The following is a 23,383-nucleotide window of genomic DNA, read 5'->3' as shown; positions in this document are numbered from 1 at the left end:
GGTATCGATTAACGGAACCAGAACCATTTTGCAGGAGGCTAATCCATTGAGAACCGATAACCGCTCGTTGAACGAGCTCCGGCCGCTGACGCTGAAGCCGCACCCGAACAAATACGCGGAAGGGTCCGTCTGGATCGAAATGGGCGATACGAAAGTCATTTGCACGGCTACGGTGGACGAGAAAGTGCCCCCTTTCATGAAGGGACAGGGCAAGGGCTGGGTAACCGCCGAATACTCGATGCTGCCCCGCGCCACGCAAACCCGCAACCAGCGGGAATCGGCCAAAGGCAAGCTGAGCGGCCGCACGATGGAAATTCAGCGGCTGATCGGACGGGCGCTCCGTTCGGTCATCGATTTGCAGGCGCTCGGCGAGCGGACCATTACGCTGGATTGCGACGTCATCCAGGCGGACGGCGGCACGCGCACCACGTCCATAACCGGCGCGTTCGTCGCGCTCGCGTTTGCGGTGCATAAGCTTTCCGGGCAGCACAACTTCAACCGCTATCCGATTACCGATTATTTGGCGTCGGTCAGCGTCGGCGTCATCCAGGAGCAGGCGATGCTCGACCTGAACTACGAAGAGGATTCCAAAGCGAAGGTAGATATGAACGTCGTCATGACGGGCGCGGGCAAATTCGTCGAAATCCAGGGCACCGGCGAGGAAGCGCCTTTCTCGCGGGATGAGCTGCAGCAGCTGCTGTCTTTGTCCGAGGAAGGCATCCGCATGCTGATCGCCAGGCAGAAGGAGGCGCTCGGTCCGGTCGGAGCCCGGATTGGCGCGACGCTCGTATGATCGGGGGCGCCGGCACGGTCGTGGTCGCGACCAAAAATGCGGGCAAGGTGAAGGAATTCGCTCATGCCTTTGCGCCGATGGGGCTGCGGGTGCGAAGCATGTTCGACTACGAGGGGCTGCCGGACATTGCGGAGGACGGCCTGACGTTTGCGGATAACGCGCGCATTAAAGCGCGGGCGGTGGCCGAAGCGCTCGGCATGCCAGCGCTGGCCGACGATTCGGGCCTCGAGGTTGAGGCGCTCGGCGGCGCGCCCGGCGTATACTCCGCCCGTTATGCGGGAGAAGATGCGAACGATGCGCGCAACAACGCCAAGCTGCTGGCGGAGCTTGACCGGTTGACGGCGCTGCCGGAGGAAGGCGGCCCCGGGCAGCTCCCCGCCGGCGTGCAAGCATTAAGCCGCGCCAGGTTCGTATGCGCGCTCGCGCTTTACGATCCGGCGAACCGCATTTTCCGGGAAGCGGCAGGCTATGCCGACGGCTGGGTCATCGACCGGCCGCTCGGCGAAGGCGGTTTCGGCTACGACCCGCTGTTCTGGGTGCCGGCATTCGGACGAACGATGGGGCAGCTGTCGACCGAGGAGAAGCAAACCATCAGCCACAGAGGCCGCGCGCTGGCCAAGCTGCTGGCGGAGCTTTCAGGAAGCTGGGCGCGCCGTCCGAAACCTGAATGAAGAGCGGCACAAAACAAGAAACCGCTGGAGCGGCAGGCCAGCGGTTTTTGTTTGTTCATCTGACCGAAACGTTGTAACGCCTGAGCCACGTATCGACCTGCGTCAGGTAGGCGAACAGCTGCGGCCCGGACATCAGCTGGCCGAACCAGGGGATATTTGATTTGGCCGATTCCGATTCCGCGATTTCCCGGACTTTCTTCGTGTTGATCAGCGGCAGGAGCGGTGAGGACGAGTCGTCCAGCACGTGCAGCAGCCGGCGGCGGACCGCCTCGAGATAGTTGGGATTGTGGGTTTTCGGATAGGGGCTTTTTTTGCGCGTGAGCACGTCGTCCGGCAGCACCCCTTGCAGGGCGCGGCGCAAAATCCCTTTTTCGCGGTCGCCTGCCGTCTTGATCTCCCATGGAATATTGAACACATAATCGACAAGCCGATGGTCGCAGAACGGCACCCGCACCTCCAGCCCGACGGCCATGCTCATCCGGTCCTTGCGGTCGAGCAGCGTCGGCATGAACCGGGTGATGTTCAGATAGGACATTTCGCGCATGCGCCGCTGCCCCTCGTCTTCGCCGGGCAGGCGGGGCACCTCCGCGATCGCCTCCGCATAGCGCGCCTCGATATATTCGAGCGGCTTGATCCAGGCGGCGATGTCGGCCGAGATCAAATCCGCGCGCATGCCCGACGCAAGCGCCCACGGGAACGTGCTCGCCTGCAGCGATTCCTCGCGGTGAAACCACGGATAGCCGCCGAATATTTCGTCCGCCGCTTCGCCGGAAATGGCGACGGTCGCGCCCTTCTTGATTTCCCGGCAGAACAGGTAGAGCGAGGCGTCGACATCGGCCATGCCGGGCAGATCGCGAGCGAGCACCGCTTCATCAAGCGCGGCCGTCAGCTCGGGGGTGTCGAATTCGATGTTGTGATGGCGCGTGCCGAGGTGCCCGTTCATCCGTTTGATCCACGGCGCGTCGGCGTTCGGCTGAAAGGCATGCGCCTGAAAATGCCTGTCGTTATCGACGTAATCGACCGAATACGTATCGATTCGGCCCTGGCCGTTGCGGTTGTAATAGTCCACCGCGAGCGAAGTGAGCGCGCTGGAATCCAGGCCCCCGGACAGCAGCGTACATACCGGGACGTCGGATACGAGCTGGCGCTCGACCGTATCCTGCAGCAGCTCCTTCACTTTGGCCGCAGTATCCTCGAGCGACTGTTCGTGCGGGCGGCTTTCCAGCTTCCAGTAAGTCCGCACGCTCACGCCCGAACGGTCGACGGTCAGGCATTGGCCGGCGCGAAGTTCGGTCAGTCCGCGGTACACGCCTTGGCCGGGGGTCCGGGCCGGACCGATGATGAAAATTTCGGCCAATCCTTCGGGGCCGACCTCCGGCTTGAACGACGGATGGGCGAGAATCGCCTTCGGCTCGGAGCCGAACAGGAACAAGCCGTCCGAACGGGTGTAAAAAAACGGCTTGACGCCAAGCCGGTCCCTGGCCGCGAACAGCCGCTGCCGGGCGGCATCCCATACCGCAAACGCAAAAATGCCGTTGAAACGCTCCAACGCCGCGGGGCCCCATTCGATATAGGCGACAAGGAGCACCTCGGTGTCGCAAGTCGTGGTGAACCGGTGCCCGCGGCTCTCGAGCTCTCTTTTCAACTCAAGGGCGTTATAAAGCTCTCCGTTGTACACGACAACGTAGTTGTTGTCTCCTTCGCTGCGGATCATCGGCTGGGCGCCGTTCTCCGGGTCGATGACGCTGAGCCTGCGATGGCCGAGCGCGCAGTGCGCCGTAATCCAGGTGCCGGATGCGTCGGGTCCGCGCGGTGCGAGCGTTTCGGTCATTTTCTCCAGGACGGCGCTTTGTTTCGTCAAATCCTGCGTCCAGTCGATCCATCCGGTGATTCCGCACATGTCGATCATTCCTCTCCCGTGGTTTATCCGTATGGCGCGGTATAGGAGGTATATGCGTCCGCCAGTCATAAAATGTCTGTCCGGACGGCAACCTAAGACGGGAATCCACACGGGTAAAAGGAGCGTCAGCCTTATGACGAACACGGGCGATAAGGAGAATGGCGAATGATCGAGGTTCAGCATGCTTCCTTCCGGAGGACGGCCCATCGGAACGGCCGGTTCTGCGGCGAGGTGCAAGTGACGACGAACGATGCGAGGACGCCGGTCGTGCTCGTATATTTCACGGCGTCGCAGGACAACGATTACGACATGGTCGACATATTGGCCAACGATGCGGACACGGAGATCGATTGGTACGACAACAACCTGCACCAGGCTTTCGCGAACCGCAACGAATGGTTCGAGACGGATGAAATGAAGACGGACTGGGGCGAGCGGGAATCGTTCAAGGAGCAGGTGCTGGCCTACGGCAGCGTCCGGGAGGATCTGGCGCGCGAACTTGTCGATTGAAAAAGGAAGCCCCGTGGCCCGTTTGCCGGCTTCGGGGCTTCCTGCATTAATAAGAGCCGCTCGGGGTTCGTCCGCTTCGCTCGCGGTTTCGCGCCGCCGCCGTCGTTGTGGCCGTTGACTGTCCGTTGACGGCGTCCGCCGCTTTTTTCGGCCAAGGGAAATGAAAGGCGTATCGTGTCCCCGGTTTTTTCCGTATGCCGGCCTTGTCGAAATGCAGGGTGGCGTTGATCTCGCCGCCCAGCACGATGATGATCGAGCTGATGTACAGCCAGATCAGCAGCACCACCACGCCGCCAAGGCTGCCGTACGTCTTCGTATAGTTTCCGAAATTGTTGACGTAAAACGAGAAGCCGAGCGACGTTGCGATCCAGCCGACGGTGGTGAAAATCGACCCGGGAACGACCTCTCGCCACGTCAGTTTGCGGTTCGGCGTCATCCGGTACAGCAGCATGAACACGGCGAACATGGCGAGCAGCGGAACGGCGTATTTGACGATGCCCCAGATGAGGTCGAATCCTGCCGGATAGGACAGCCATTGGAACAGGAATTCGCCGATCGCCCGGCCGAATACGAGCATCAGCATCGCGAGAATAATGACGATCGCCAGCACGAGCGTGGCGAGCACGGAGATCCCCCGGACTTTCCAGAAAGGCCGCGTCTCCGCTTCGTCATAAGCTTTGTTCAGTCCCTTGATGACGGCATTTATGCCGTTCGAGGCGGCCCAGACCGTCGCCAGCATACCGATCGACAGCAGCGCGCCGCTCCGGTTGGCCGTTACTTCGTTGACGATGTCGCGCACCGTCTGCCCCGTGTCCGTCGGCAGCACGCGGATCAGGTCGCTCACCACGCTGTCGCCGTCCATCTGGACGAAACCGATGACGCTTACGAGAAAGATCAGGAAGGGGAAGAAGGACAGCAGCAGATAATAGGTCAGCTGCGCGCCCAGCGCGGGCACCTCATCGTCCCGGAACCGTTCGATTAAGCCTTGGCCGAACTGCAACGCTTTTTGCTTGCGGATCATTGCCGGCAGCCTCCTTTGTCCGTTTTTGTCACACGTTATTACCCGTGCGCTCCCCGGGGTAATCGCCGTTATTCCCTTGCGCCGCGCAGCGGCAAATGCTGGCTTGCTTGAAGCGGTGAGCATTCGGACATCCTAAAAGGGCAGAGCGACCACCACTCGGGAGGGATCCGGCATGTCGAAACGGAAAGGGCAGTCTTACGATCAAAGAATGCAAGCGATGAGGGCGGAGTCGAACGAGGCGGAGAAAAGCATGGCGAACACGAAGCCTACCTACCACGACGACAAGCACGAGCCGAACCGGCCGTCGACCGGCTGACAAACACGGCCAGGAGATGCCAAGCATGCAGCCGCACAAAATGCGAAAAACCCGCGAAGCGTTCGCGGGTTTTGTTTCATTTCACACAGGGATGGCGTCCCAGGAGGGATTCGAACCCCCGACAACTCGCTTAGAAGGCGAGTGCTCTATCCGACTGAGCTACTGGGACAAGATGTAAAAAAAGGATATGGAGCGGGTGAAGGGAATCGAACCCTCGCCTCAAGCTTGGGAAGCTGGCGTTCTGCCATTGAACTACACCCGCATTCGGAGCAAAGGTTATGATAGCACACGACCGGGTAAAAAGCAATAACGGACGGTTGCGGCTTTTCTTTTTGACATTCAGGCGTGCTATACTTAGTTGGCTGTCACAAGAGAGCGAACGGATCGCGACGATAAGGCGGTGATTTTTATTTCGACTCCCAACCCCCCGCATGGGGATGAGAACAAGGAAAACGTGTACCTGTTCCCCAATATGCTCGACCACTACCAAATTCAATTAACGCGCATGCTTGAGGCGGAGCAGTTCGGGGAAGCCAGACGGCTGCTGCGCTTTCTTTTGCAATGCAAGGGCGAGGACGAGCGGCATTACGAGGAATGGCGCAATTTGCTCGGCTGGATCGAGATGGCGTTCCCGGACGCGGATGACGCGGCGGAGAGCCGAAGGGAAGGCGACGAGCCCGACGAGCGGCAGCTGCGCGGCAGGGCGCTCGGAGCCGAGAGCGCGGAGAACTCGGATGAAGCGTACGTGAAGCAGGTGTTGCACATCATGCGGCATCACCCGCTGATCGAGCAGCAGCTTCTGGCGCTGGAGCGGGCCGTGTATCTGGAAGGTCCGGAGGTCGATCGGACGATTCTGGACTGGCTGGTTTCCCCCGGGCTGCATCCGGCCGTTCAATTCCGCACGCTGCAAGTTCTGCGCCGTCGGGGCGTTACCGGCAAAGTCGCGCTGGAGCGCCTGGGCGAGACGGTGGAACTGGACGTGGAGCGCACGCCGCTGGCGATGGACGAGTTTCCCGGACCGGTCGCCGACATTTTGGCGCGCGTGGAGAGCATGACGGAAACGAACGATTCCACGCTGCCCCATTTTGCCCGGGAGCTATGGAAGGAATGCCTGCAATTTCTGTACGGCACATCGGATTATGAGCGAATGGCGGAGGGCGGGGACGACACGGTGGATTGTTGGGCCGCCGCGCTTCACGTCAATCTGCTGCTCGCCGCATACGGGACGGCGGACGACGAACGGATTCGCGATACATACGGCATTCCGGAATCGCTGCGGTTCCGGTACGAGCAAGCGAGCAAAGCGATCAGGCGGATCGGCGCGGCCCATCCGGAACCGCCCGACCGACCTTGAATTGCGTTTGAATGTTGTTTATAATAGAATGGTTAAAAATCGCGCAATAGTGACGGACGTGTCATTTTGGAGGGGAAGGCATAAAATGAAAGCAAGTTGGGAAACAATAGAAAAGAATTTGGGCGTTCTGAACGTCGAGGTCGATGCCGAGCGAGTAACCGAAGCGCTGGACAAGGCCTTTAAGAAAGTATCGCAGAAAGTGAACGTGCCGGGCTTCCGCAAGGGCAAAGTGCCCCGCGGCATTTTTGAAGCGCGTTTCGGCATCGAGAGCCTCTATCAGGATGCGATCGACATTCTTCTTCCGGACGCCTACGCGGGCGCCGTCAAGGAAGCCGGCATCGAGCCGGTCGACCGGCCCGAAATCGATGTCGAGCAGTTCGGCAAAGGACAACCGTTCGTGTTCAAGGCGAAGGTGCTTGTTAAGCCGGAAGTGAAGCTGGGCGAGTACAAAGGGCTGGAAGTGCCGGCCGCCGAAGCCGAAGTGACGGACGAAGAGCTGGGCGCGGAGCTGGAGCGTCTCCGGCAGCGCCATGCCGAGCTTGTCGTGATCGACGAGGGCGCGGTGGAGAAAGGCGATATGACGGTCATCGATTTCGAGGGCTTCGTCGACGGCGAGCCGTTTGAAGGCGGCTCCAGCGAGCGTTACTCGCTCGAAATCGGCTCGGGCTCGTTCATTCCGGGCTTCGAGGAACAGCTCATCGGCATGCAAATCGGCGACTTCAAGGACGTGGAAGTGACCTTCCCGGAAAACTACCACGCCGAGAACCTCAAGGGCAAAGCCGCCGTGTTCAAGGTGAAGCTGCACGAAATCAAGCGCAAAAGCCTGCCGGCGCTCGACGACGAATTCGCCAAAGACGTCAGCGAGTTCGACACGCTCGAGGAGTACAAGCAGGATCTCGCTTCCCGCCTGAAGGAACGCAAATTGAAGGAAGCGGAGCAAGCCCGCGAAACCGCCGTGATCGAGAAGGTCGCAGCAGGGGCGGAAGTAGATATTCCGGCGGTCATGATCGAGACGGAAACGGATTACATGGTCCGCGATTTCGAGAACCGTCTCAAGCAGCAAGGGATGAACCTGGAGCTGTACTACCAGTTCTCCGGGCAGGACGAGTCCGCTCTTCGCGGGCAGATGAAATCCGATGCGGAGAAGCGCGTCCGGAACAACCTGGTGCTCGAAGCGGTCGCCAAGCAGGAAGGGATCGCCGTCTCCGAAGACGAGCTTTCCGAAGAGCTGGAGAAGCTCGCGAAAATGTACAACCGTCCGGCCGAAGAGCTGCGCGACATTTTCACCCGCAACGGCAACCTGGACAACCTGAACGAAGATTTGACGCTCCGCAAGACGATCAAATTCCTCGTCGACAACAGCAAATCGGTTTCCACAGTCGCCTAAAGAACGGACGACAGCCGCGAAACGCCAACATAGGAAATAAGGCACGTCCCCCAAGGCACGTGCCTTATTTCACCCTTACATACGTTTGCCGGTCTCAAACGGGGTTATCTCCCATACATATTGCGTGTTCCCTTCCGTATACTGTACAGAACCGTTAAAAATGACAGGGCTCTTTGAACATGGTAAAATATAAAGGTAATCCAAGCCGAAAAAGAAAAGAGGTTGGTCGCATGAATCTGGTACCTATCGTAGTTGAACAAAGCAATCGGGGAGAACGTTCCTATGATATTTACTCCCGGCTCCTAAGAGACCGGATCATATTTCTGGGGAGCGCCATCGACGACGACGTAGCCAATCTCATTATCGCTCAGCTGCTTTTCCTGGCGGCCGACGATCCGGAGAAAGACATTCACCTTTACATCAACTCGCCCGGCGGTTCGGTTACGGCGGGAATGGGTATATTTGATACAATGCAGTACATCAAGCCGGATGTGTCGACGATTTGCGTCGGCATGGCCGCGAGCATGGGCTCGCTGCTGCTGACGGCCGGCGCGAAAGGCAAACGGCTCGCGCTGCCCAACAGCGAAGTGATGATTCACCAGCCGCTCGGCGGCGTGCGGGGACAAGCGACGGATATTAAAATCCACGCGGATTGGATTTTGAGAACGAAGCGGAAGCTGAATGAAATTTACGTGGAGCGGACGGGACAATCGTACGAGAAGATCGACCGCGATACCGACCGCGACTTTTTCATGAGCGCCGAGGAAGCGCTGGCGTACGGCCTGATCGACAAGGTGGTCACCACACCGACGTCCGTGGTATAGTTTATTTTGAAAGAAGGGGTGATCCGATGTTTAAATTCAATGATGAAAAAGGGCAGCTGAAGTGTTCCTTCTGCGGCAAATCGCAGGACCAGGTCCGTAAGTTGGTCGCCGGTCCCGGCGTCTATATATGCGACGAATGCATTGAGCTTTGCACCGAGATTGTAGAGGAAGAACTGGGAACCGAAGAAGAGCTTGATCTGAAGGACGTGCCGAAGCCGAAGGACATTCGGGTCATCCTGGATCAATACGTCATCGGCCAGGACCAGGCGAAGAAATCGCTTGCGGTCGCGGTTTACAACCATTATAAGCGGATCAACTCGCAGAGCAAGCTGGAGGATGTCGAGCTGCAGAAGAGCAACATATTGCTCGTCGGTCCGACCGGTTCCGGCAAGACGCTGCTCGCGCAGACGATGGCGAAAATTCTCAACGTTCCGTTCGCGATCGCGGACGCGACCTCGCTGACGGAAGCCGGGTATGTCGGCGAAGACGTGGAGAACATTCTGCTCAAGCTGATTCAAGCGGCGGATTACGACGTGGAGAAGGCCGAGCGGGGCATTATTTATATCGACGAAATCGATAAAGTGGCCCGCAAATCCGAAAACCCGTCCATCACCCGCGACGTTTCTGGGGAAGGCGTGCAGCAGGCGCTGCTCAAAATTTTGGAAGGTACGGTCGCTTCCGTTCCGCCGCAGGGCGGACGCAAGCACCCCCACCAAGAGTTCATCCAGATCGACACGACGAACATTCTGTTTATTTGCGGCGGCGCATTTGACGGCCTGGAGCAGATCATTAAGCGCCGGATCGGCAAAAAGGTCATCGGCTTTAATACGAACGGCGAAGGACAGAAGGATTTGAAGGCGGGGGAATACCTGTCCCTGGTGCTTCCGGAGGACCTGCTGAAGTTCGGTCTGATTCCGGAGTTCGTCGGACGCTTGCCGGTCATTTCTGCCCTGGAGCCGCTCGACGAGGAGGCGCTTGTCCGGATTTTATCCGAGCCGAAGAACGCGTTGGTCAAGCAGTACCAGAAGCTTCTGGAAATGGACAACGTGAAGCTGGACTTCGAGCCGGCCGCGCTTGATGCGATCGCGAAGGAAGCGATCAAGCGCAACACCGGCGCACGCGGCCTGCGCGCCATCATCGAGGGCATCATGCTCGAGGTGATGTACGAGGTGCCGTCCCGCGACGACGTTCACAACTGCATGATCACGGAGAAAGTGGTCAAGGACAAAATCATGCCGGAGCTGTCCTCTAAGAAAGGGAAGAAAAAAGAGGAAAGCGCCTAATTCCATATTTCGATTACAGTCAACTCCACCTTGCCCGGAGAAGCCGATGCCGGCTTTGCGGCGGGGTGGGTTTTGACGTTCATAGGAGAGAGGGGTATCATGTTTCATCGGAAGGATACGGTACCGGTCAAAGTCGGGGGCCTGACGATCGGCGGCAGCGACGAGGTCATTATCCAGAGCATGTGCACGACGAAGACGGCGGATGTCGAAGCGACCGTGAACGAGATTCTCCGGCTGGAGGAAGCGGGCTGCCAAATCGTGCGGGTAACGGTCAACAACAAAGAGGCGGCCGATGCCATCAAGGAAATCAAGAAACGGATTCATATTCCGCTCGTCGCGGACATTCATTTCGATTACCGGCTCGCGCTCGCCGCGATCGAGAACGGGGTCGACAAGGTCAGGATCAATCCGGGCAATATCGGGCGCCGCGAGAAAGTCGAAGCGGTCGTCCAGGCGTGCAAGGCGCGCGGCATTCCGATTCGCATCGGCGTGAATGCCGGCTCGCTGGAGAACCACCTGCTGGAGAAATACGGTTATCCTACGCCGGAAGCGATGGTTGAAAGCGCGCTGTTCCATATCGGCATTCTTGAGGAGCTCGACTTTCACGATATTATCGTGTCCTTGAAGGCTTCCGATGTGCCGATGGCGATCGCCGCCTATTCGATGGCCGCGCAGAAAATCCGCTACCCGCTGCATTTGGGGATCACGGAGGCCGGCACGCTCGTAACCGGCACGATCAAAAGCTCGGCCGGCATCGGCGCGCTTCTCTCCATGGGCATCGGCAATACGGTGCGGATCAGCCTCAGCGCCGATCCGGTCGAGGAAGTGAAGGTCGCGCGCGAGCTGCTCAAGACGTTCGGCCTTATTACGAACGCGGCGACGCTCATCTCCTGCCCGACCTGCGGGCGTCTCGACATCGACCTGTTCTCGATCGCCAATGAGGTGGAGGATTACATTGCAAAGATCAAAGTCCCGATCAAGGTCTCGGTGCTCGGCTGCGCGGTCAACGGTCCGGGCGAAGCGCGCGAAGCCGATATCGGCATCGCGGGAGCGCGCGGCGAGGGCATGCTATTCCGCTACGGCGAGATGATCCGCAAGGTGCCTGAAGCCGAGCTGCTGAGCGAATTGAAGAAGGAAATCGATGAAATTGTCCGCGTGTACGAAGCGACCGGCGAAATTCCGGGCCGCAAGCATCAGCACGCTTAGTTTAGTGTTGCTTGGAGGAGCGGGAGGAACAGAATGTTCACTTCATTATCACTCGAAAATTGGAAAAACTTCAGGAAAATAGATTCCCCTATAGACCAACGAGTGTTTTTGGTTGGACCTAATGCATCAGGGAAATCTAACTGGCTAGATGTTTTTCGCTTTTTGAATGATATTGCAAAAGTTGGCGGTGGATTTAAAAAGCTGTAAACGATCGCGGTGGCGTTTCTAAACTTAGATGTTTAGCAGCACGGCAACACTCAGATATTGTAGTTGAGGTCAGTTTAAAACTGTCTGATAGCGAATGGCGTTATCGCATTGTTTTTACTCAACGAATAATCGGAGGCCATTCAGCGGGAAATACATCTCAACCCAATATGCCAGTGTTGAAAGAAGAAAAGGTTTGGAAAAACAATGTGATTATTGTTGATCGACCGACAACTGAGGATAATGCTGATGAACTTAGAATGACGCAAACGGTTCTTGAGCAAATTAACGCAAATAAAGAATTTAGGGATATTTCAGACTTTTTTGCGAGTGTAAGGTATCTTCATTTGGTGCCGCAACTGGTTAGGGAGCCTGACAGATCAGTCGGACGCTCTTTTGATCCTTACGGTGGCGACTTCCTCGATCAGTTGGCTAAAGCACCAAAACGAACCAGAGAAAGTAGATTGCGTAAAATTCAAGATGCTTTAAAAATCATAGTTCCGCAATTAACTGAGCTGAAATTTGAACAAGATCCGAAGAATGGTTTGCCGCATTTGAAAGGCCTATACGAACATTGGAGAAAAAATGCCGGCTGGCAATCAGAGGATCAGTTCTCAGACGGAACACTTCGTTTAATAGGTTTATTATGGTCCCTACAAGATGGAGCGGGGCCGTTGCTGATGGAAGAACCAGAGCTTTCGCTGCATAATGAGGTAGTAAGACATTTGCCGCAAGCCATGGTCAAAGTTATGAAAAAGACAAATCGTCAGCTTTTTATCAGTACACATAGCCACGAAATGTTATCAGATGAAGGTATAGCACCTGAAGAGATATTGATGTTAATGCCTACGGCTGAGGGAACACAGATTAAAACCGGAGTACAGGATCCAACTTTGGTTGCTATCGTAGAAGCTGGAGGATCGGTAGCCGATATCGTCCTTTCAAAAACAAGTCCAATAAAAAATACGCAGCTTGATTTATTTGAATTACTTTAGGGACTTGAAATTATGAGAATGAAACCGTTTTGTGTCGCTGTAGAGGGGATAACGGACGAGGCTGTTGCCCGCAGAGTTATGGAATACATTGGCTGCGGTACATCTGCGCTCATCAATTCTAGAGGCGGAAAGACTGAGTTGAAAAGGAAAGTTGTACAATATAATTATGCTTCAAAACTTAATCCATGGTTTATTTTAACTGACTTAGACTCACCAGAGCGCTGTCCGGTCGAATATGCGCGAGAATGGCTTCCTAATCCCGAACCTGGAATGTGTTTTCGGATTGCTGTGCCACAGTTGGAATCTTGGTTAATTGCATCCAGGAGCAGCTTAGCGAAGTATCTACAAATATGCAACATCGCATTGGGATATTGAAGAGGCTAGAAACTATTCTGAAAGTTTGGACAGATGTATTAGAGCTTTACAACGGTTAAGCCAATATTAAATATCCCTCTATAGCTGTATGAGGTCCGGCAGAACGGCAATACTACCAAGTATTAGCCGTTTTGGCCGGACTTTTGTATTGGAGGGGAACCTGATGAATCTGAGTATCGTTTTGATGTTGATTCAAGTGTTTTTCGCGGTCGTGATCGGGCTGTACTTCTGGAATTTGCTGCGCAACCAGAAAACGAACCGCTCGGCGGTCGACAAGGAGTCGCGCAAGGAGATGGATAAGCTTCGCAAGCTGCGCTCGGTGTCGCTTACCAAGCCGCTCTCCGAGAAGACCAGGCCGCAAACGATGCAGGATATCATCGGACAGCGCGACGGGCTTCGCGCGCTCAAAGCCTCGCTCTGCAGTGCCAATCCGCAGCACGTCATCATTTACGGCCCGCCGGGCGTAGGCAAAACGGCGGCGGCGCGCGTCGTGCTGGAGGAGGCGAAAAAAAATCCGGCTTCGCCTTTCCTGCCGGATGCGAAGTTTACCGAGATCGACGCGACGACCGCCCGGTTCGACGAGCGCGGCATTGCCGACCCGCTGATCGGCTCCGTGCACGATCCGATTTATCAAGGGGCCGGCGCCATGGGCGTGGCCGGCATTCCCCAGCCGAAGCCGGGCGCGGTGACGAAGGCGCACGGGGGCGTGCTGTTTATCGACGAAATCGGCGAATTGCATCCGATCCAGATGAACAAGCTGCTGAAGGTGCTGGAAGACCGGAAAGTGTTTTTGGAGAGCGCCTATTACAGCAGCGAAGACCATAACATACCTATGTATATCCACGATATTTTCCAGAACGGCCTGCCCGCCGATTTCCGGCTGGTCGGCGCGACGACGCGTTCGCCTCAGGACCTGCCGCCGGCGCTGCGTTCACGCTGCATGGAGATCTATTTCCGTCCGCTGCTTCCGGAGGAAATCGGCACGATCGCTTCCAATGCGATGACGAAGATCGGGTTTCCCGTCACCCGGGAAGCGGTTAATGTGATAATGAAGTACGCCACCAACGGCCGGGAGGCGGTCAACGTCGTACAGCTCGCAGCCGGGCTGGCCATGTCCGACAAGCGGGAGACGATCAGCGCCGCCGATATCGAATGGGTGGTGAACAGCAGCCAAATCCCGCCAAGGCCCGATCGCAAGGTGCCGGGGGCGCCGCAGGTCGGTTTCGTGAACGGCCTCGCCGTTTACGGTCCGAATATGGGGACGCTGCTTGAGATTGAAGTCAGCGCCATTCCGGCGCGCGGCGGCAAAGGCAGCTTCACCATTACAGGTGTCGTGGATGAAGAGGAGCTCGGAGGGGGCTCGCGCACGCTCCGCCGCAAAAGCATGGCCAAGGGCTCGGTGGAGAACGTGCTTACCGTGCTGAGACGTTACGGCTTTCAGCCGCAAAACTTCGATCTGCATATCAATTTCCCCGGAGGGACGCCGATTGACGGTCCGTCAGCTGGGGTCGCAATGCTGACCGCGATCGCTTCGGCCATTCTCGGCGAGCCTGTCGACAACAAGCTCGCAATGACCGGGGAGGTCGGCATCCACGGCAACGTCAAGCCGGTCGGCGGCGTGCTGGCGAAGGTGGAGGCGGCATTCCAGGCAGGGGCGGAGACGGTTATCGTGCCGAAAGATAACTGGCAGGACATTTTCCATGGGCTCGAAGGGTTGAAGGTGATAGCGGCCGAACGGGTCGAGGACGTATTCCGGATGGTCTTTCCGGCGCTCGATCTTCGTGCCGCCGAGCGGGAATCCGCCGCTCCGTCGGAGCTTTTCCCCACGCCCAGCGTGTCGTATTTGCAGGCGGATTCGGCGGAATGATAAAATAGGGAGTAACACACATAACGGAGGTGCTTGCATGGGACCTGGCAAATGGAAAGGGCGTCGGCTGCCGCTGCTGCCGCTGAGGGGCCTTCTCGTGTATCCCAGCATGGTGCTCCATCTAGACGTCGGCAGGGAAAAATCGGTCCGGGCGTTGGAGCGGTCAATGATCGAAGATCATATGATCTTGCTGTGTTCGCAGTCGGAAGTCAACATTGAAGAGCCGACGGAGGAAGATATTTACCGGGTCGGTACGATCGCGCGCGTCAGGCAGATGCTGAAGCTTCCGAACGGCACGATCCGCGTTCTCGTCGAAGGGGTCGTACGCGCCGAAATTACGGATTATATACCGAATGACGATTTCTACGAAGTAACCGTCAAGGAGCTGCCCGAGCAGGAGACGACCGATCCGGAGCTTGACGCGCTCATGCGGACCGTGCTCAGCCAATTCGAGCATTACATCAATCTGTCGAAAAAGGTGACGCCCGAAACGCTCGCCGCGGTTTCGGATATCGACGAGCCCGGTCGGCTCGCCGATGTCATAACGAGCCACCTGTCGTTGAAGATTAAAGACAAGCAGGATATTCTCGAGACGGTCGACGTCCGGCAGAGGCTGGAAAAGCTGCTGGACATTCTGAACAATGAGAGGGAAGTGCTCGAGCTCGAACGCAAAATCAGCCAGCGCGTCAAAAAGCAAATGGAGAAGACGCAGAAGGAATATTATTTGCGCGAGCAGATGAAGGCGATCCAGAAGGAGCTGGGCGACAAGGAAGGACGCGCCGGCGAGGTGGAGGAGCTGCGTAATCAGCTCGCCGCAGCCGGTGTGCCGGACAGCGTCAAGGAGAAAGTCGAGAAGGAAATCGACCGGCTCGAGAAAATGCCGACGTCCTCGGCCGAAGCGGGCGTCATCCGCAACTACATCGATTGGCTGCTGGCCCTGCCTTGGACCAAGCGGACGGAGGATGTGCTGGATATCGCGGGCGCCGAGGCGATTCTGGATGAGGATCATTACGGGCTCGAGAAGCCGAAGGAACGCGTGCTCGAGTACCTTGCGGTACAGAAGCTCGTCAAGAAGCTGAAAGGGCCGATTCTTTGTTTGGTCGGGCCGCCCGGGGTCGGCAAAACCTCGATGGCGAGGTCGATCTCCAAATCGCTGGGGCGCGAATTCGTCCGCATCTCGCTGGGCGGCGTGCGCGACGAGGCGGAAATCCGCGGTCACAGACGGACTTATGTCGGCGCGATGCCGGGAAGAATCATTCAGGGAATGAAGACGGCGGGAACCGCCAATCCGGTGTTCCTGCTCGATGAAATCGACAAGATGGCGATGGATTTTCGGGGGGATCCGGCATCCGCGCTGCTCGAGGTATTGGATCCGGAGCAAAACAACACGTTCAGCGACCATTTCGTCGAGGTGCCCTTCGACCTTTCGAACGTGATGTTCATTACGACGGCAAACGCCGTCCACAATATTCCGCGGCCGCTGCTCGACCGGATGGAAGTGCTTTATATTCCCGGTTATACGGAGCTCGAGAAGCTGCAGATCGCCGAGAAATATTTGCTGCCGAAGCAAAAGCGCGACCACGGCCTTAAGGAAGAGCAGCTCATTGTGGAGCAGGCCGCGATCCTTCAGGTCATCCGCGAGTATACGCGCGAATCGGGCGTCCGCAATCTCGAGCAGCAGATGGCGGCGCTGTGCCGCAAGGCGGCGAAGGAGATCGTGGCCGATCCGGAGCGGCAAACGATCACGATCGATACCGGCAAGGTGAAGGAATGGCTCGGGCCGGGCAAATTCCGTTACGGGCTGGCCGAGCAGGAGGATCAGGTCGGGGCCGTTACCGGCCTGGCGTGGACCGAGGTGGGAGGCGATACGCTCGTCATCGAGGTCACCGTGATGCCCGGCAGCGGGAAGCTGACGCTCACCGGCAAGCTGGGCGACGTGATGAAGGAATCCGCCCAGGCGGCCTTCAGCTACACGCGCGCCAAAGCGCATGAGTTGGGCATAGCGTCCGATTTTCACGAGAAGAACGACATTCATATCCACATTCCGGAGGGCGCGATTCCGAAGGACGGCCCGTCGGCGGGCATCACGATGGCCACCGCGCTCATCTCGGCCCTGACCGGACGTCTCGTTTCCAGGGAAGTGGCGATGACGGGAGAGATCACGCTGCGCGGCCGGGTGCTGCCGATCGGGGGCTTGAAGGAGAAGTCGCTTGCCGCCCACCGCGCGGGCATCAAGAAGGTGCTGCTGCCGAAGGATAACGAGCGCGACCTGCGCGATATTCCGGAGAGCGTGCGGAACGATCTTGACTTCATTCCCGTTTCCCATATGGATGAAGTGCTGAAATATGCGCTTGCCGCGGGCGATCAGACGGCCGCGCAAGCGCACGGCGATTTGCACGCCGATTTCCATTAGTTCAGAAAGCAGGAACGTCATGATGAATCATAGTCAATCCAATGGCTGGCAGGAATACAAAATTACTTCTGCCGAATTCGTGATCAGCGCCGTGCGACCGGATCAACTTCCAGAGGACGCCTTGCCGGAGATTGCTCTGGCAGGGCGTTCCAATGTGGGGAAGTCGTCGCTGATCAACAGGATGATCCAGCGCAAGTCGCTGGCGAGAACGAGCTCGCAGCCCGGCAAGACGCAGCAATTAAATTACTACCGCATTAACGGGCAATTATATTTCGTCGATTTTCCCGGGTACGGTTATGCCAAGGTATCCAAGGTGCAGCGCGAGAAGTGGGGCCAGATCATTGAAGCTTACATTCGGGAGAGGGAGCGGCTGAAGCTGCTGCTGCTCATCATCGACATCAGGCATCCGCCCACTCAGGACGACCGGCTGATGTACGATTGGCTGAAGCATCACGGAATACCGGTGTGCATCGTGGCCACGAAGTCGGACAAAATACCAAGGGGCAAGTGGGACAAGCACGTAAGAATGGTCAGGGATACGCTGCGAGCCGAATCGTCCGATCCGGTTGTTTTGTTTTCTTCGGAAACGGGTAACGGAAGAGAGGATTTGTGGGATCTCATCCTGCGGGTAATCGCCGAATAAGGCAGAAACCCGCTTGACTTGCGTTACAAAACGGAGGATACATGGAAAAAGCATGCGTTCCTCCTTGAAATCCCCGCGATTTCTCTGGAATATGCGGAAATATAAAGGCTGGCGGGCAGGAAGTTGTCGCGCAAATCGCGTATAATGGTATCAGGCAGAAAGTCATCAAGGTTTAAGATATAAGAATTGAGGAGATTTCTATGGCTCAACGGTTAGCCACAGAGTATGTGAAGGCCTGTCTGCAGCTCACGGCTCAAGAGATGGCAAGGTTTGTCCGTTTCATGGGAGACCAGAATGTCCGCATGCAAGTGCGGGTGCTCGAGAACGGCAATCATGAGTTGGCTCTCGTCGACGAAGCAGGTAAGGAAGAAATCCGGCTGATCTTTGAACGGCATGACGATTTGTTCGTATGCGTACTTTCTTGCCGCCTGGTACACCCTAAGCTAACGAACGCGATGCGCAAGGCGGTATCCCAATTCCGCGGCGACGCGGTCGTCAACCGCATCTATCCCAACTACACAATGGTCTATCATTATAAGAAGGGTGCAGTCCACAAAATCGTCGAGCTTTCCGGCGGCGAATCGCGCACGGTCTTTGAGCTGAAGGATACGCTCGGGCTGCTTGAGCAGACGTTCAACAACCGGCAGATCGAATTCGAGATCGAACGGATTCAATGCGCGGTCAATGAACTGCTCGACCTCCGGAACCAATCGAAGGATGCGGAAGAGATCCGGAACATCGATGAGAGGCTGAAGCAGCACACCCGTCAGTTATTTGTTTTCGAGGCGCAATGACGCAATCCTAAGCCGCATGGAATCCGCCGGGAACTCGCCCGGCGGATTTTTTTTTATTGGTTATTTTGAGCTGATGCATGGCACCTTCCGGCCGCCGCAGCTTATAGGATGAAGATTCTCCAATGTCGGGAAGAATCCGAAAAAAAGTATTGCATTTCTCGTCGATAGATGTTATTTTTATTTTCGTTGAAAACAATATAGGAACCAGGATTCACTCAGGACATGTAATGTTGCGAGAGATTATTCCCTCGGGTAGTGAATGACGTAGGTCCTAGCGGATGAAATTTTTACACATTTTATTCCTAGGAAGGGGGAACCGAAAGATGGAATATTCAACTTTCGGAAGACATGTAGCTGTCGACACTTGGGGTGTAGATTTTGATTTGCTGAACAACGCCGAGTTTCTGCAAGCTCAGATGGTGGAAGCTGCGGAAGCGTGCGGCGCCACGGTTCTTTCGGTGCAATCCAAGCAGTTTGAGCCTCAAGGAGCGACGGTTCTCGTATTGCTGTCGGAAAGTCATCTCTCCATTCACACGTATCCTGAGAAAGGTTTTGCCGCCCTGGATTGCTATACCTGCGGCGAGACGGTCGATCCGCAAGTCGCGATCGAGCATATGCTTTCCGTACTGAAGCCGAAGGCGACGCACGCAAAGAAGCTTGTACGCGGTATGGGAGAATTGAAAGTCGTCGAACCTCAATTAAAACAAGAACAGCTGGTGTAACGGTGCCGGCATAACCCGTAGCCATGGCGGATTGCCATGGCTACTTTTTTTTCGCCTGGGTGGCTTGGCCGTTTATGCGGCTTCGCCGACAGGCGGTCACCGGTATAAACGACGGCCCAGGTGTTCAGAATAAAAAGGAAATCCGTTTTCATATAATTTTCAAAAATGTATCCAAACCGGCATTCGATCTGTGGTACAATACTTTATAGTGATTATAATCAGCGCGGAAAGGCGGTGACGCGTATGCATATTATAGCGGTCGGGCTCAACTACCGGACGGCTCCCGTGGAAGTCCGGGAAAGGTTTACGTTCACGGAGCGGGATTTGCCGGAAGCCGTCAGACAGTTCAAACAAACCAAGAGCATTCTCGAAGGCGTCATCGTCGCCACCTGTAACCGGACGGAGTTGTATGCGGTCACCGACCGTCATCATTTGTGCGGGCACCATTTAAGAAGCTTTATGGAGCAATGGTTCGGGCTTCCCCGCAATTCGTTCACAAACCATTTATATATGTATGAGGACGACCGGGCGATCGAGCATCTGTTCCGCGTGACGAGCGGCCTTGACTCCATGGTGATCGGCGAGACGCAGATTTTGGGTCAGGTGAGGGACGCGTTCCTGCTCGCGCAGGCACAGAAAGCGACGGGGACGTTATTCAATATGTTGTTCAAGCAAGCGGTCACCACCGCCAAGCGGGCGCATGCGGAAACGTCGATTGGCGAAGCCGCCGTATCGGTCAGCTATGCGGCCGTCGAGCTCGGCAAGCGGATTTTCGGCCAGTTCAACGGCAAAACGGTCATGATCGTCGGGGCGGGCAAGATGAGCGAGCTGACGGCCAAGCACCTGTATGCGAACGGGGCGGAGCGCGTGCTCGTCGTCAACCGTACATACGACCGGGCGCTTGAGCTGGCGGACAAGTTCAACGGCGTGGCCATGAGTCTGGATGAGGCGCGCGAACGGCTGCATGAAGCCGACGTCGTGATCAGCTCGACCGGATCCCCGGAATACGTTTTGAACAGAGACGTGGTGGAGCGGGAGATGACGCGGCGCAAATCCCGTCCGTTGTTCATGATCGATATCGCGGTGCCGCGTGATTTGGACCCTGACATCGCTTCGATACCGAACGTGTTTTTGTACGATATCGACGACCTGGAAGGGATCGTCGAGAGCAACCTCGAGCAGCGCCGGAAGGAAGCGGCCAAGATCGAGGCGATGATCGCGGCGGAAATCGAACAGTTCCATAGTTGGTACCGGACCCTGGGCGTCGTTCCGCTCATACGGTCGCTCCAGACGAAAGCGGAGGCGATCCATGAGGAAACGATGGACAGCCTGATGAACAAGCTTCCGAACCTTGACGAGCATGAGTTGAAGGTGATCCGCAAGCTGACCAAAAGCATCGTCAACCAGATGATGCACGATCCGATTCTGCGCATCAAAGAGATGGCCGGCGAGAAACGCGCGGACGAGGCGATGGACATGTTCGTTAAGCTGTTCGCGTTGGAGGAGCCTCTTAAGGATCTGCAGCGGAGTGAGAAGCGCGCCGCGGAAGCCGCGCAGGCCGAGGCGAAAGCCGCCGAGCCGTTTGCCCTTCCGGGCCGGACAGGCGCAGGGCTTGCCCTCGTGAAGCCGTAAGCCGGTTCCAATGGAGGCGCCATGTTAATCCCCAACCTTTTATTCGACACGATGATTGCCATTTATGCCCTGAGCCTTCTGTTTTATTTCTCCGACTTCGTGGACGCAAGCCGGAGAGCGAAACGGGTGGGTACAGGGCTCCTTGTTTTCGTATGGGCTTTGCAGACAGCCTATCTTGTCGTCCGCGTGCTGAATCGCAGCGATTGGTCGCTGATATCACGGTTTGAATATTTGTTTTTCTACTCATGGCTGCTCGTTACGGTCTCGCTGGCGGCAAGCCGGTTTTTCCGGATTGAGCTGCTTGTGTTTTTCGTCAATGTGGTCGGCTTCGCCGTCCTGACGCTTAACTTGTTCGGGAGCACGAAAGCGGACATTCCGCTCGAGCCATGGCAGCTTGTCAAGGAATTGCTGATCGTACATATCAGTCTTGTATTGTGCGCGTATGCGGCTTTTACGTTCAGCGCCATTTTCTCGGGGATGTATTTATTTCTGCATGGCCAGCTCAAGGATAAGCAATGGTCCCAAACGATGCGCCGTTTGCCGAGCCTGGAGAGCATCGACCGGTACACGTTCCGGACGGTGCTGATCGGTACGCCGCTGCTCATTCTTTCCTTGGCCGTAGCGGTCACGTCGCTGCTTGTCGAAGGGAAGACGGGGCTGTTGCTCGACTGGAAAGTTTTTTCCTCGTTTGCGGCCGTCGTCTTTTATGTCAGCTATGTGATAAAACGCACTTTGTTCGCCCAGCCGGGCTGGCGGACGGCCAGGTGGAATCTTTTGGCGTACGCCGTACTGGTGTTGAATCTGTTTTTGAATTCGGTTTCGCGGTTTCATTATTGGACGTAGCAATACGGTAAACATCGTATGGCGGGGGTGTGGGATGAAGCGGTTGTATCCGGTCATGCTGGACATCGAGGGCATGCGCTGCACGGTCGCGGGAGGCGGAACGGTTGCAGAGCGGAAAGTCCGGGGCTTGCTCGATGCCGGCGCGGACGTGCTGGTTGTCGCTCCCGTGCTGACGGACGGCCTGAGGGAGCTGGCGAAGCAAGGGTTTATCGGCACCCTCGAGCGGGAATACCGGGAAGGAGACCTGGCAGGCGCGCTGCTGGCGTTCGCGGCCACTTCGGACAGCCATGTCAATGCGCGGGTTGTGAAGGATGCCGGCCGGCTCGGCGTTCCCGTCAACGCGGCCGATGACGCGGCAGGCGGATCGTTCGTGACGCCTTCGGTCGTTCGCCGCGGGCGTCTTGTTCTGGCTGTGACGGCATCCGGCTCCAGCCCTGCGCTGGCTGCGCGGGTGGCGGCGGAGCTCGAGGAGCGGTATGATGAAACCTATACGGCCTACACGGAATGGCTCGGACGGCTGCGGGAGCTGGCGAAGACCACGGTGGCGGATGCCGCCGTGCGCCGCCGGCTGCTGCGCGCGGCGCTCGATGTGCCGGAGGAAGAGTGGAGGAACGATACGGATGCGGGGCGGCTTGCGGCCCGTGCCGATAATCTGTTGGGAAAGCTGGATGGAGGATAAGAGGGATGAACGACAGAAGGCCGGAGCGAACGATCGTCGTCGGCACGAGGCAAAGCGCGCTCGCGTTGACGCAAACAGGACAAGTGATCGAAGCGCTGGAACGAATCGCGGCGGAGCAGAACCTGCCGTACCGGTTCGAGATTCGCAAAATCGTGACGAAGGGCGACCGCATTCTCGACGTGACGCTGTCCAAGGTGGGCGGCAAAGGGCTGTTCGTCAAGGAGATCGAGCAGGCGCTGAAGGGCGGCGACATCGATCTGGCCGTCCACAGCATGAAGGACGTGCCGCATGCGCTGCAGGAGGGACTCATGATCGGCGCGGTGCCGAAGCGGGTGGATCCGCGCGACGCCCTGATCGCCTCGCGTGCCCGCTCGATCGCCGAGCTGCCGCAGGGAGCCAAGGTCGGGACGAGCAGCTTGCGCCGGGCCTGCCAGCTGAAGCGGCTTCGGCCGGATTTGCGGCTGGAATCGATCCGGGGCAACATCGATTCGCGTATCCGAAAGCTGGAAACGGAAGGGTTCGATGCGATCATTCTGGCGATGGCCGGTTTAACGCGCATGGGCTGGGAAGACCGTGCGTCTGCGCCGATTCCGGCGGAGGACTGCGTGCCCGCGGTCGGCCAAGGCGCGCTCGGCATCGAATGCCGGGAGTCGGACGTTGAGGTCCGCCGTTTGCTTGACCTTTATAACGACGGGGATACGGCGCTCGCCGTCGAAGCGGAGAGAAGCTTCCTCGGCGCGCTTGACGGCGGCTGCCAGGTGCCGATCGGCGCTTACGGCACCGTCCGGGGCGGCGAAGTGACGCTGACCGGGATGGTGGGTTCCCCCGATGGGGAGACGCTGCTCAAGGAGACGATGGCCGGCACGGACGCCGCCGCGCTTGGCCGGCGTCTGGCCGAGGCGTTGAGCGCCCGCGGAGCGGACCGCATTCTGGCAGAGGCAAGGGGATAGG

General features: G+C 57.3%; 22 protein-coding genes and 2 tRNA genes. 20 read left to right on the top strand and 4 right to left on the bottom strand.

Annotation, left to right across the window (positions count from 1 at the left end; translation table 11 throughout):
- Positions 1-46: 46 nt before the first annotated feature.
- Together rph and RWM61_RS00565 are read left to right on the top strand one after the other, a co-directional pair.
- A complete protein-coding gene (gene rph, locus RWM61_RS00570) occupies positions 47-793 on the top strand; it encodes a ribonuclease PH (RefSeq protein WP_313996171.1) in 747 nt (248 codons plus the stop codon).
- Positions 790-1,464: a non-canonical purine NTP pyrophosphatase gene (locus RWM61_RS00565; RefSeq protein ID WP_313996169.1), complete on the top strand. Its 675-nt coding sequence runs from the start codon at positions 790-792 to the stop codon at positions 1,462-1,464. Before rph ends, RWM61_RS00565 begins: the two co-directional genes overlap by 4 nt.
- 55 nt (positions 1,465-1,519) lie before the next feature.
- Here RWM61_RS00565 and asnB read toward each other — a convergent pair whose 3' ends face one another.
- Complete coding sequence (asnB, locus tag RWM61_RS00560) at positions 1,520-3,364, bottom strand: asparagine synthase (glutamine-hydrolyzing) (RefSeq protein ID WP_313996166.1); 1,845 nt, start codon at positions 3,362-3,364, stop codon at positions 1,520-1,522.
- 165 nt (positions 3,365-3,529) lie between these two features.
- Here asnB and RWM61_RS00555 point away from each other — a divergent pair, with 165 nt between their 5' ends.
- Positions 3,530-3,874 carry a hypothetical protein gene (locus RWM61_RS00555; protein WP_313996162.1) on the top strand — a complete coding sequence of 115 codons (345 nt, stop codon included), beginning with the start codon at positions 3,530-3,532 and terminating at the stop codon, positions 3,872-3,874.
- Positions 3,875-3,920: 46 nt separating this feature from the next.
- Here RWM61_RS00555 and RWM61_RS00550 read toward each other — a convergent pair whose 3' ends face one another.
- Positions 3,921-4,895 carry a YihY/virulence factor BrkB family protein gene (locus tag RWM61_RS00550; RefSeq protein WP_313996159.1) on the bottom strand — a complete coding sequence of 325 codons (975 nt, stop codon included), beginning with the start codon at positions 4,893-4,895 and terminating at the stop codon, positions 3,921-3,923.
- A gap of 172 nt (positions 4,896-5,067) precedes the next feature.
- On the opposite strand from RWM61_RS00550, the gene RWM61_RS00545 reads away from it, so the two are divergent.
- A complete protein-coding gene (locus tag RWM61_RS00545; RefSeq protein WP_313996156.1) occupies positions 5,068-5,211 on the top strand; it encodes a hypothetical protein in 144 nt (47 codons plus the stop codon).
- Between the two features lie 92 nt (positions 5,212-5,303).
- On the opposite strand, the gene RWM61_RS00540 is transcribed toward RWM61_RS00545, so the two are convergent.
- Positions 5,304-5,380 (bottom strand) — tRNA-Arg (locus tag RWM61_RS00540).
- Positions 5,381-5,399: 19 nt separating this feature from the next.
- A tRNA-Gly gene (locus RWM61_RS00535) sits at positions 5,400-5,473 on the bottom strand.
- 96 nt (positions 5,474-5,569) lie between these two features.
- Between RWM61_RS00535 and RWM61_RS00530 the strand changes: the two genes are divergently transcribed.
- From RWM61_RS00530 to hemC, 16 genes are all read left to right on the top strand, one after another.
- On the top strand, positions 5,570-6,565 hold the full coding sequence (locus RWM61_RS00530) for a hypothetical protein (protein ID WP_313996153.1): 996 nt from the start codon (positions 5,570-5,572) through the stop codon (positions 6,563-6,565).
- 85 nt (positions 6,566-6,650) lie between these two features.
- Positions 6,651-7,952: a trigger factor gene (gene tig, locus RWM61_RS00525; protein ID WP_313996150.1), complete on the top strand. Its 1,302-nt coding sequence runs from the start codon at positions 6,651-6,653 to the stop codon at positions 7,950-7,952.
- A 230-nt stretch (positions 7,953-8,182) separates the two neighbouring features.
- On the top strand, positions 8,183-8,776 hold the full coding sequence (gene clpP, locus RWM61_RS00520; RefSeq protein WP_313996147.1) for an ATP-dependent Clp endopeptidase proteolytic subunit ClpP: 594 nt from the start codon (positions 8,183-8,185) through the stop codon (positions 8,774-8,776).
- A 26-nt stretch (positions 8,777-8,802) separates the two neighbouring features.
- Positions 8,803-10,059, top strand: coding sequence for an ATP-dependent protease ATP-binding subunit ClpX (gene clpX, locus RWM61_RS00515; protein WP_313996143.1), 1,257 nt, complete (start codon positions 8,803-8,805; stop codon positions 10,057-10,059).
- Positions 10,060-10,158: 99 nt separating this feature from the next.
- Positions 10,159-11,265: a flavodoxin-dependent (E)-4-hydroxy-3-methylbut-2-enyl-diphosphate synthase gene (ispG, locus tag RWM61_RS00510; RefSeq protein ID WP_313996140.1), complete on the top strand. Its 1,107-nt coding sequence runs from the start codon at positions 10,159-10,161 to the stop codon at positions 11,263-11,265.
- Positions 11,266-11,298: 33 nt separating this feature from the next.
- A complete protein-coding gene (locus tag RWM61_RS00505; protein ID WP_313996137.1) occupies positions 11,299-11,472 on the top strand; it encodes an AAA family ATPase in 174 nt (57 codons plus the stop codon).
- Between the two features lie 56 nt (positions 11,473-11,528).
- Positions 11,529-12,464, top strand: a complete 936-nt coding sequence (locus tag RWM61_RS00500) for an ATP-binding protein (protein WP_325353512.1) — start codon at positions 11,529-11,531, stop codon at positions 12,462-12,464.
- A gap of 538 nt (positions 12,465-13,002) precedes the next feature.
- Positions 13,003-14,706, top strand: a complete 1,704-nt coding sequence (gene lonB, locus RWM61_RS00495; RefSeq protein ID WP_399537565.1) for an ATP-dependent protease LonB — start codon at positions 13,003-13,005, stop codon at positions 14,704-14,706.
- 37 nt (positions 14,707-14,743) lie between these two features.
- A complete protein-coding gene (gene lon / locus RWM61_RS00490) occupies positions 14,744-17,119 on the top strand; it encodes an endopeptidase La (RefSeq protein WP_313996132.1) in 2,376 nt (791 codons plus the stop codon).
- Between the two features lie 19 nt (positions 17,120-17,138).
- Positions 17,139-17,762 (top strand): ribosome biogenesis GTP-binding protein YihA/YsxC, encoded by a 624-nt coding sequence (yihA, locus tag RWM61_RS00485; protein WP_313996129.1) that lies wholly within the window; start codon positions 17,139-17,141, stop codon positions 17,760-17,762.
- A gap of 200 nt (positions 17,763-17,962) precedes the next feature.
- Positions 17,963-18,556, top strand: coding sequence for a non-ribosomal peptide synthetase module (locus tag RWM61_RS00480; RefSeq protein WP_313996126.1), 594 nt, complete (start codon positions 17,963-17,965; stop codon positions 18,554-18,556).
- 323 nt (positions 18,557-18,879) lie between these two features.
- Positions 18,880-19,278, top strand: a complete 399-nt coding sequence (gene speD / locus RWM61_RS00475; protein WP_313996124.1) for an adenosylmethionine decarboxylase — start codon at positions 18,880-18,882, stop codon at positions 19,276-19,278.
- A gap of 243 nt (positions 19,279-19,521) precedes the next feature.
- Positions 19,522-20,910, top strand: coding sequence for a glutamyl-tRNA reductase (gene hemA / locus RWM61_RS00470; protein ID WP_313996121.1), 1,389 nt, complete (start codon positions 19,522-19,524; stop codon positions 20,908-20,910).
- A gap of 21 nt (positions 20,911-20,931) precedes the next feature.
- Positions 20,932-21,753, top strand: a complete 822-nt coding sequence (locus RWM61_RS00465; RefSeq protein ID WP_313996118.1) for a cytochrome c biogenesis protein CcsA — start codon at positions 20,932-20,934, stop codon at positions 21,751-21,753.
- A 34-nt stretch (positions 21,754-21,787) separates the two neighbouring features.
- The gene (locus tag RWM61_RS00460; RefSeq protein WP_313996115.1) at positions 21,788-22,432 is read left to right on the top strand and encodes a bifunctional precorrin-2 dehydrogenase/sirohydrochlorin ferrochelatase; all 645 of its coding nucleotides are present in this window, start codon (positions 21,788-21,790) and stop codon (positions 22,430-22,432) included.
- 5 nt (positions 22,433-22,437) lie between these two features.
- The gene (hemC, locus tag RWM61_RS00455; RefSeq protein ID WP_313996111.1) at positions 22,438-23,382 is read left to right on the top strand and encodes a hydroxymethylbilane synthase; all 945 of its coding nucleotides are present in this window, start codon (positions 22,438-22,440) and stop codon (positions 23,380-23,382) included.
- Position 23,383 lies beyond the last annotated feature (1 nt).

The sequence above is a fragment of the uncultured Paenibacillus sp. genome, assembly GCF_963515335.1.
Lineage (GTDB): Bacteria > Bacillota > Bacilli > Paenibacillales > Paenibacillaceae > Paenibacillus_I.
Note: the sequence above shows the minus strand (reverse complement) of the source record. Positions and strands in the feature narration are given on the sequence as shown.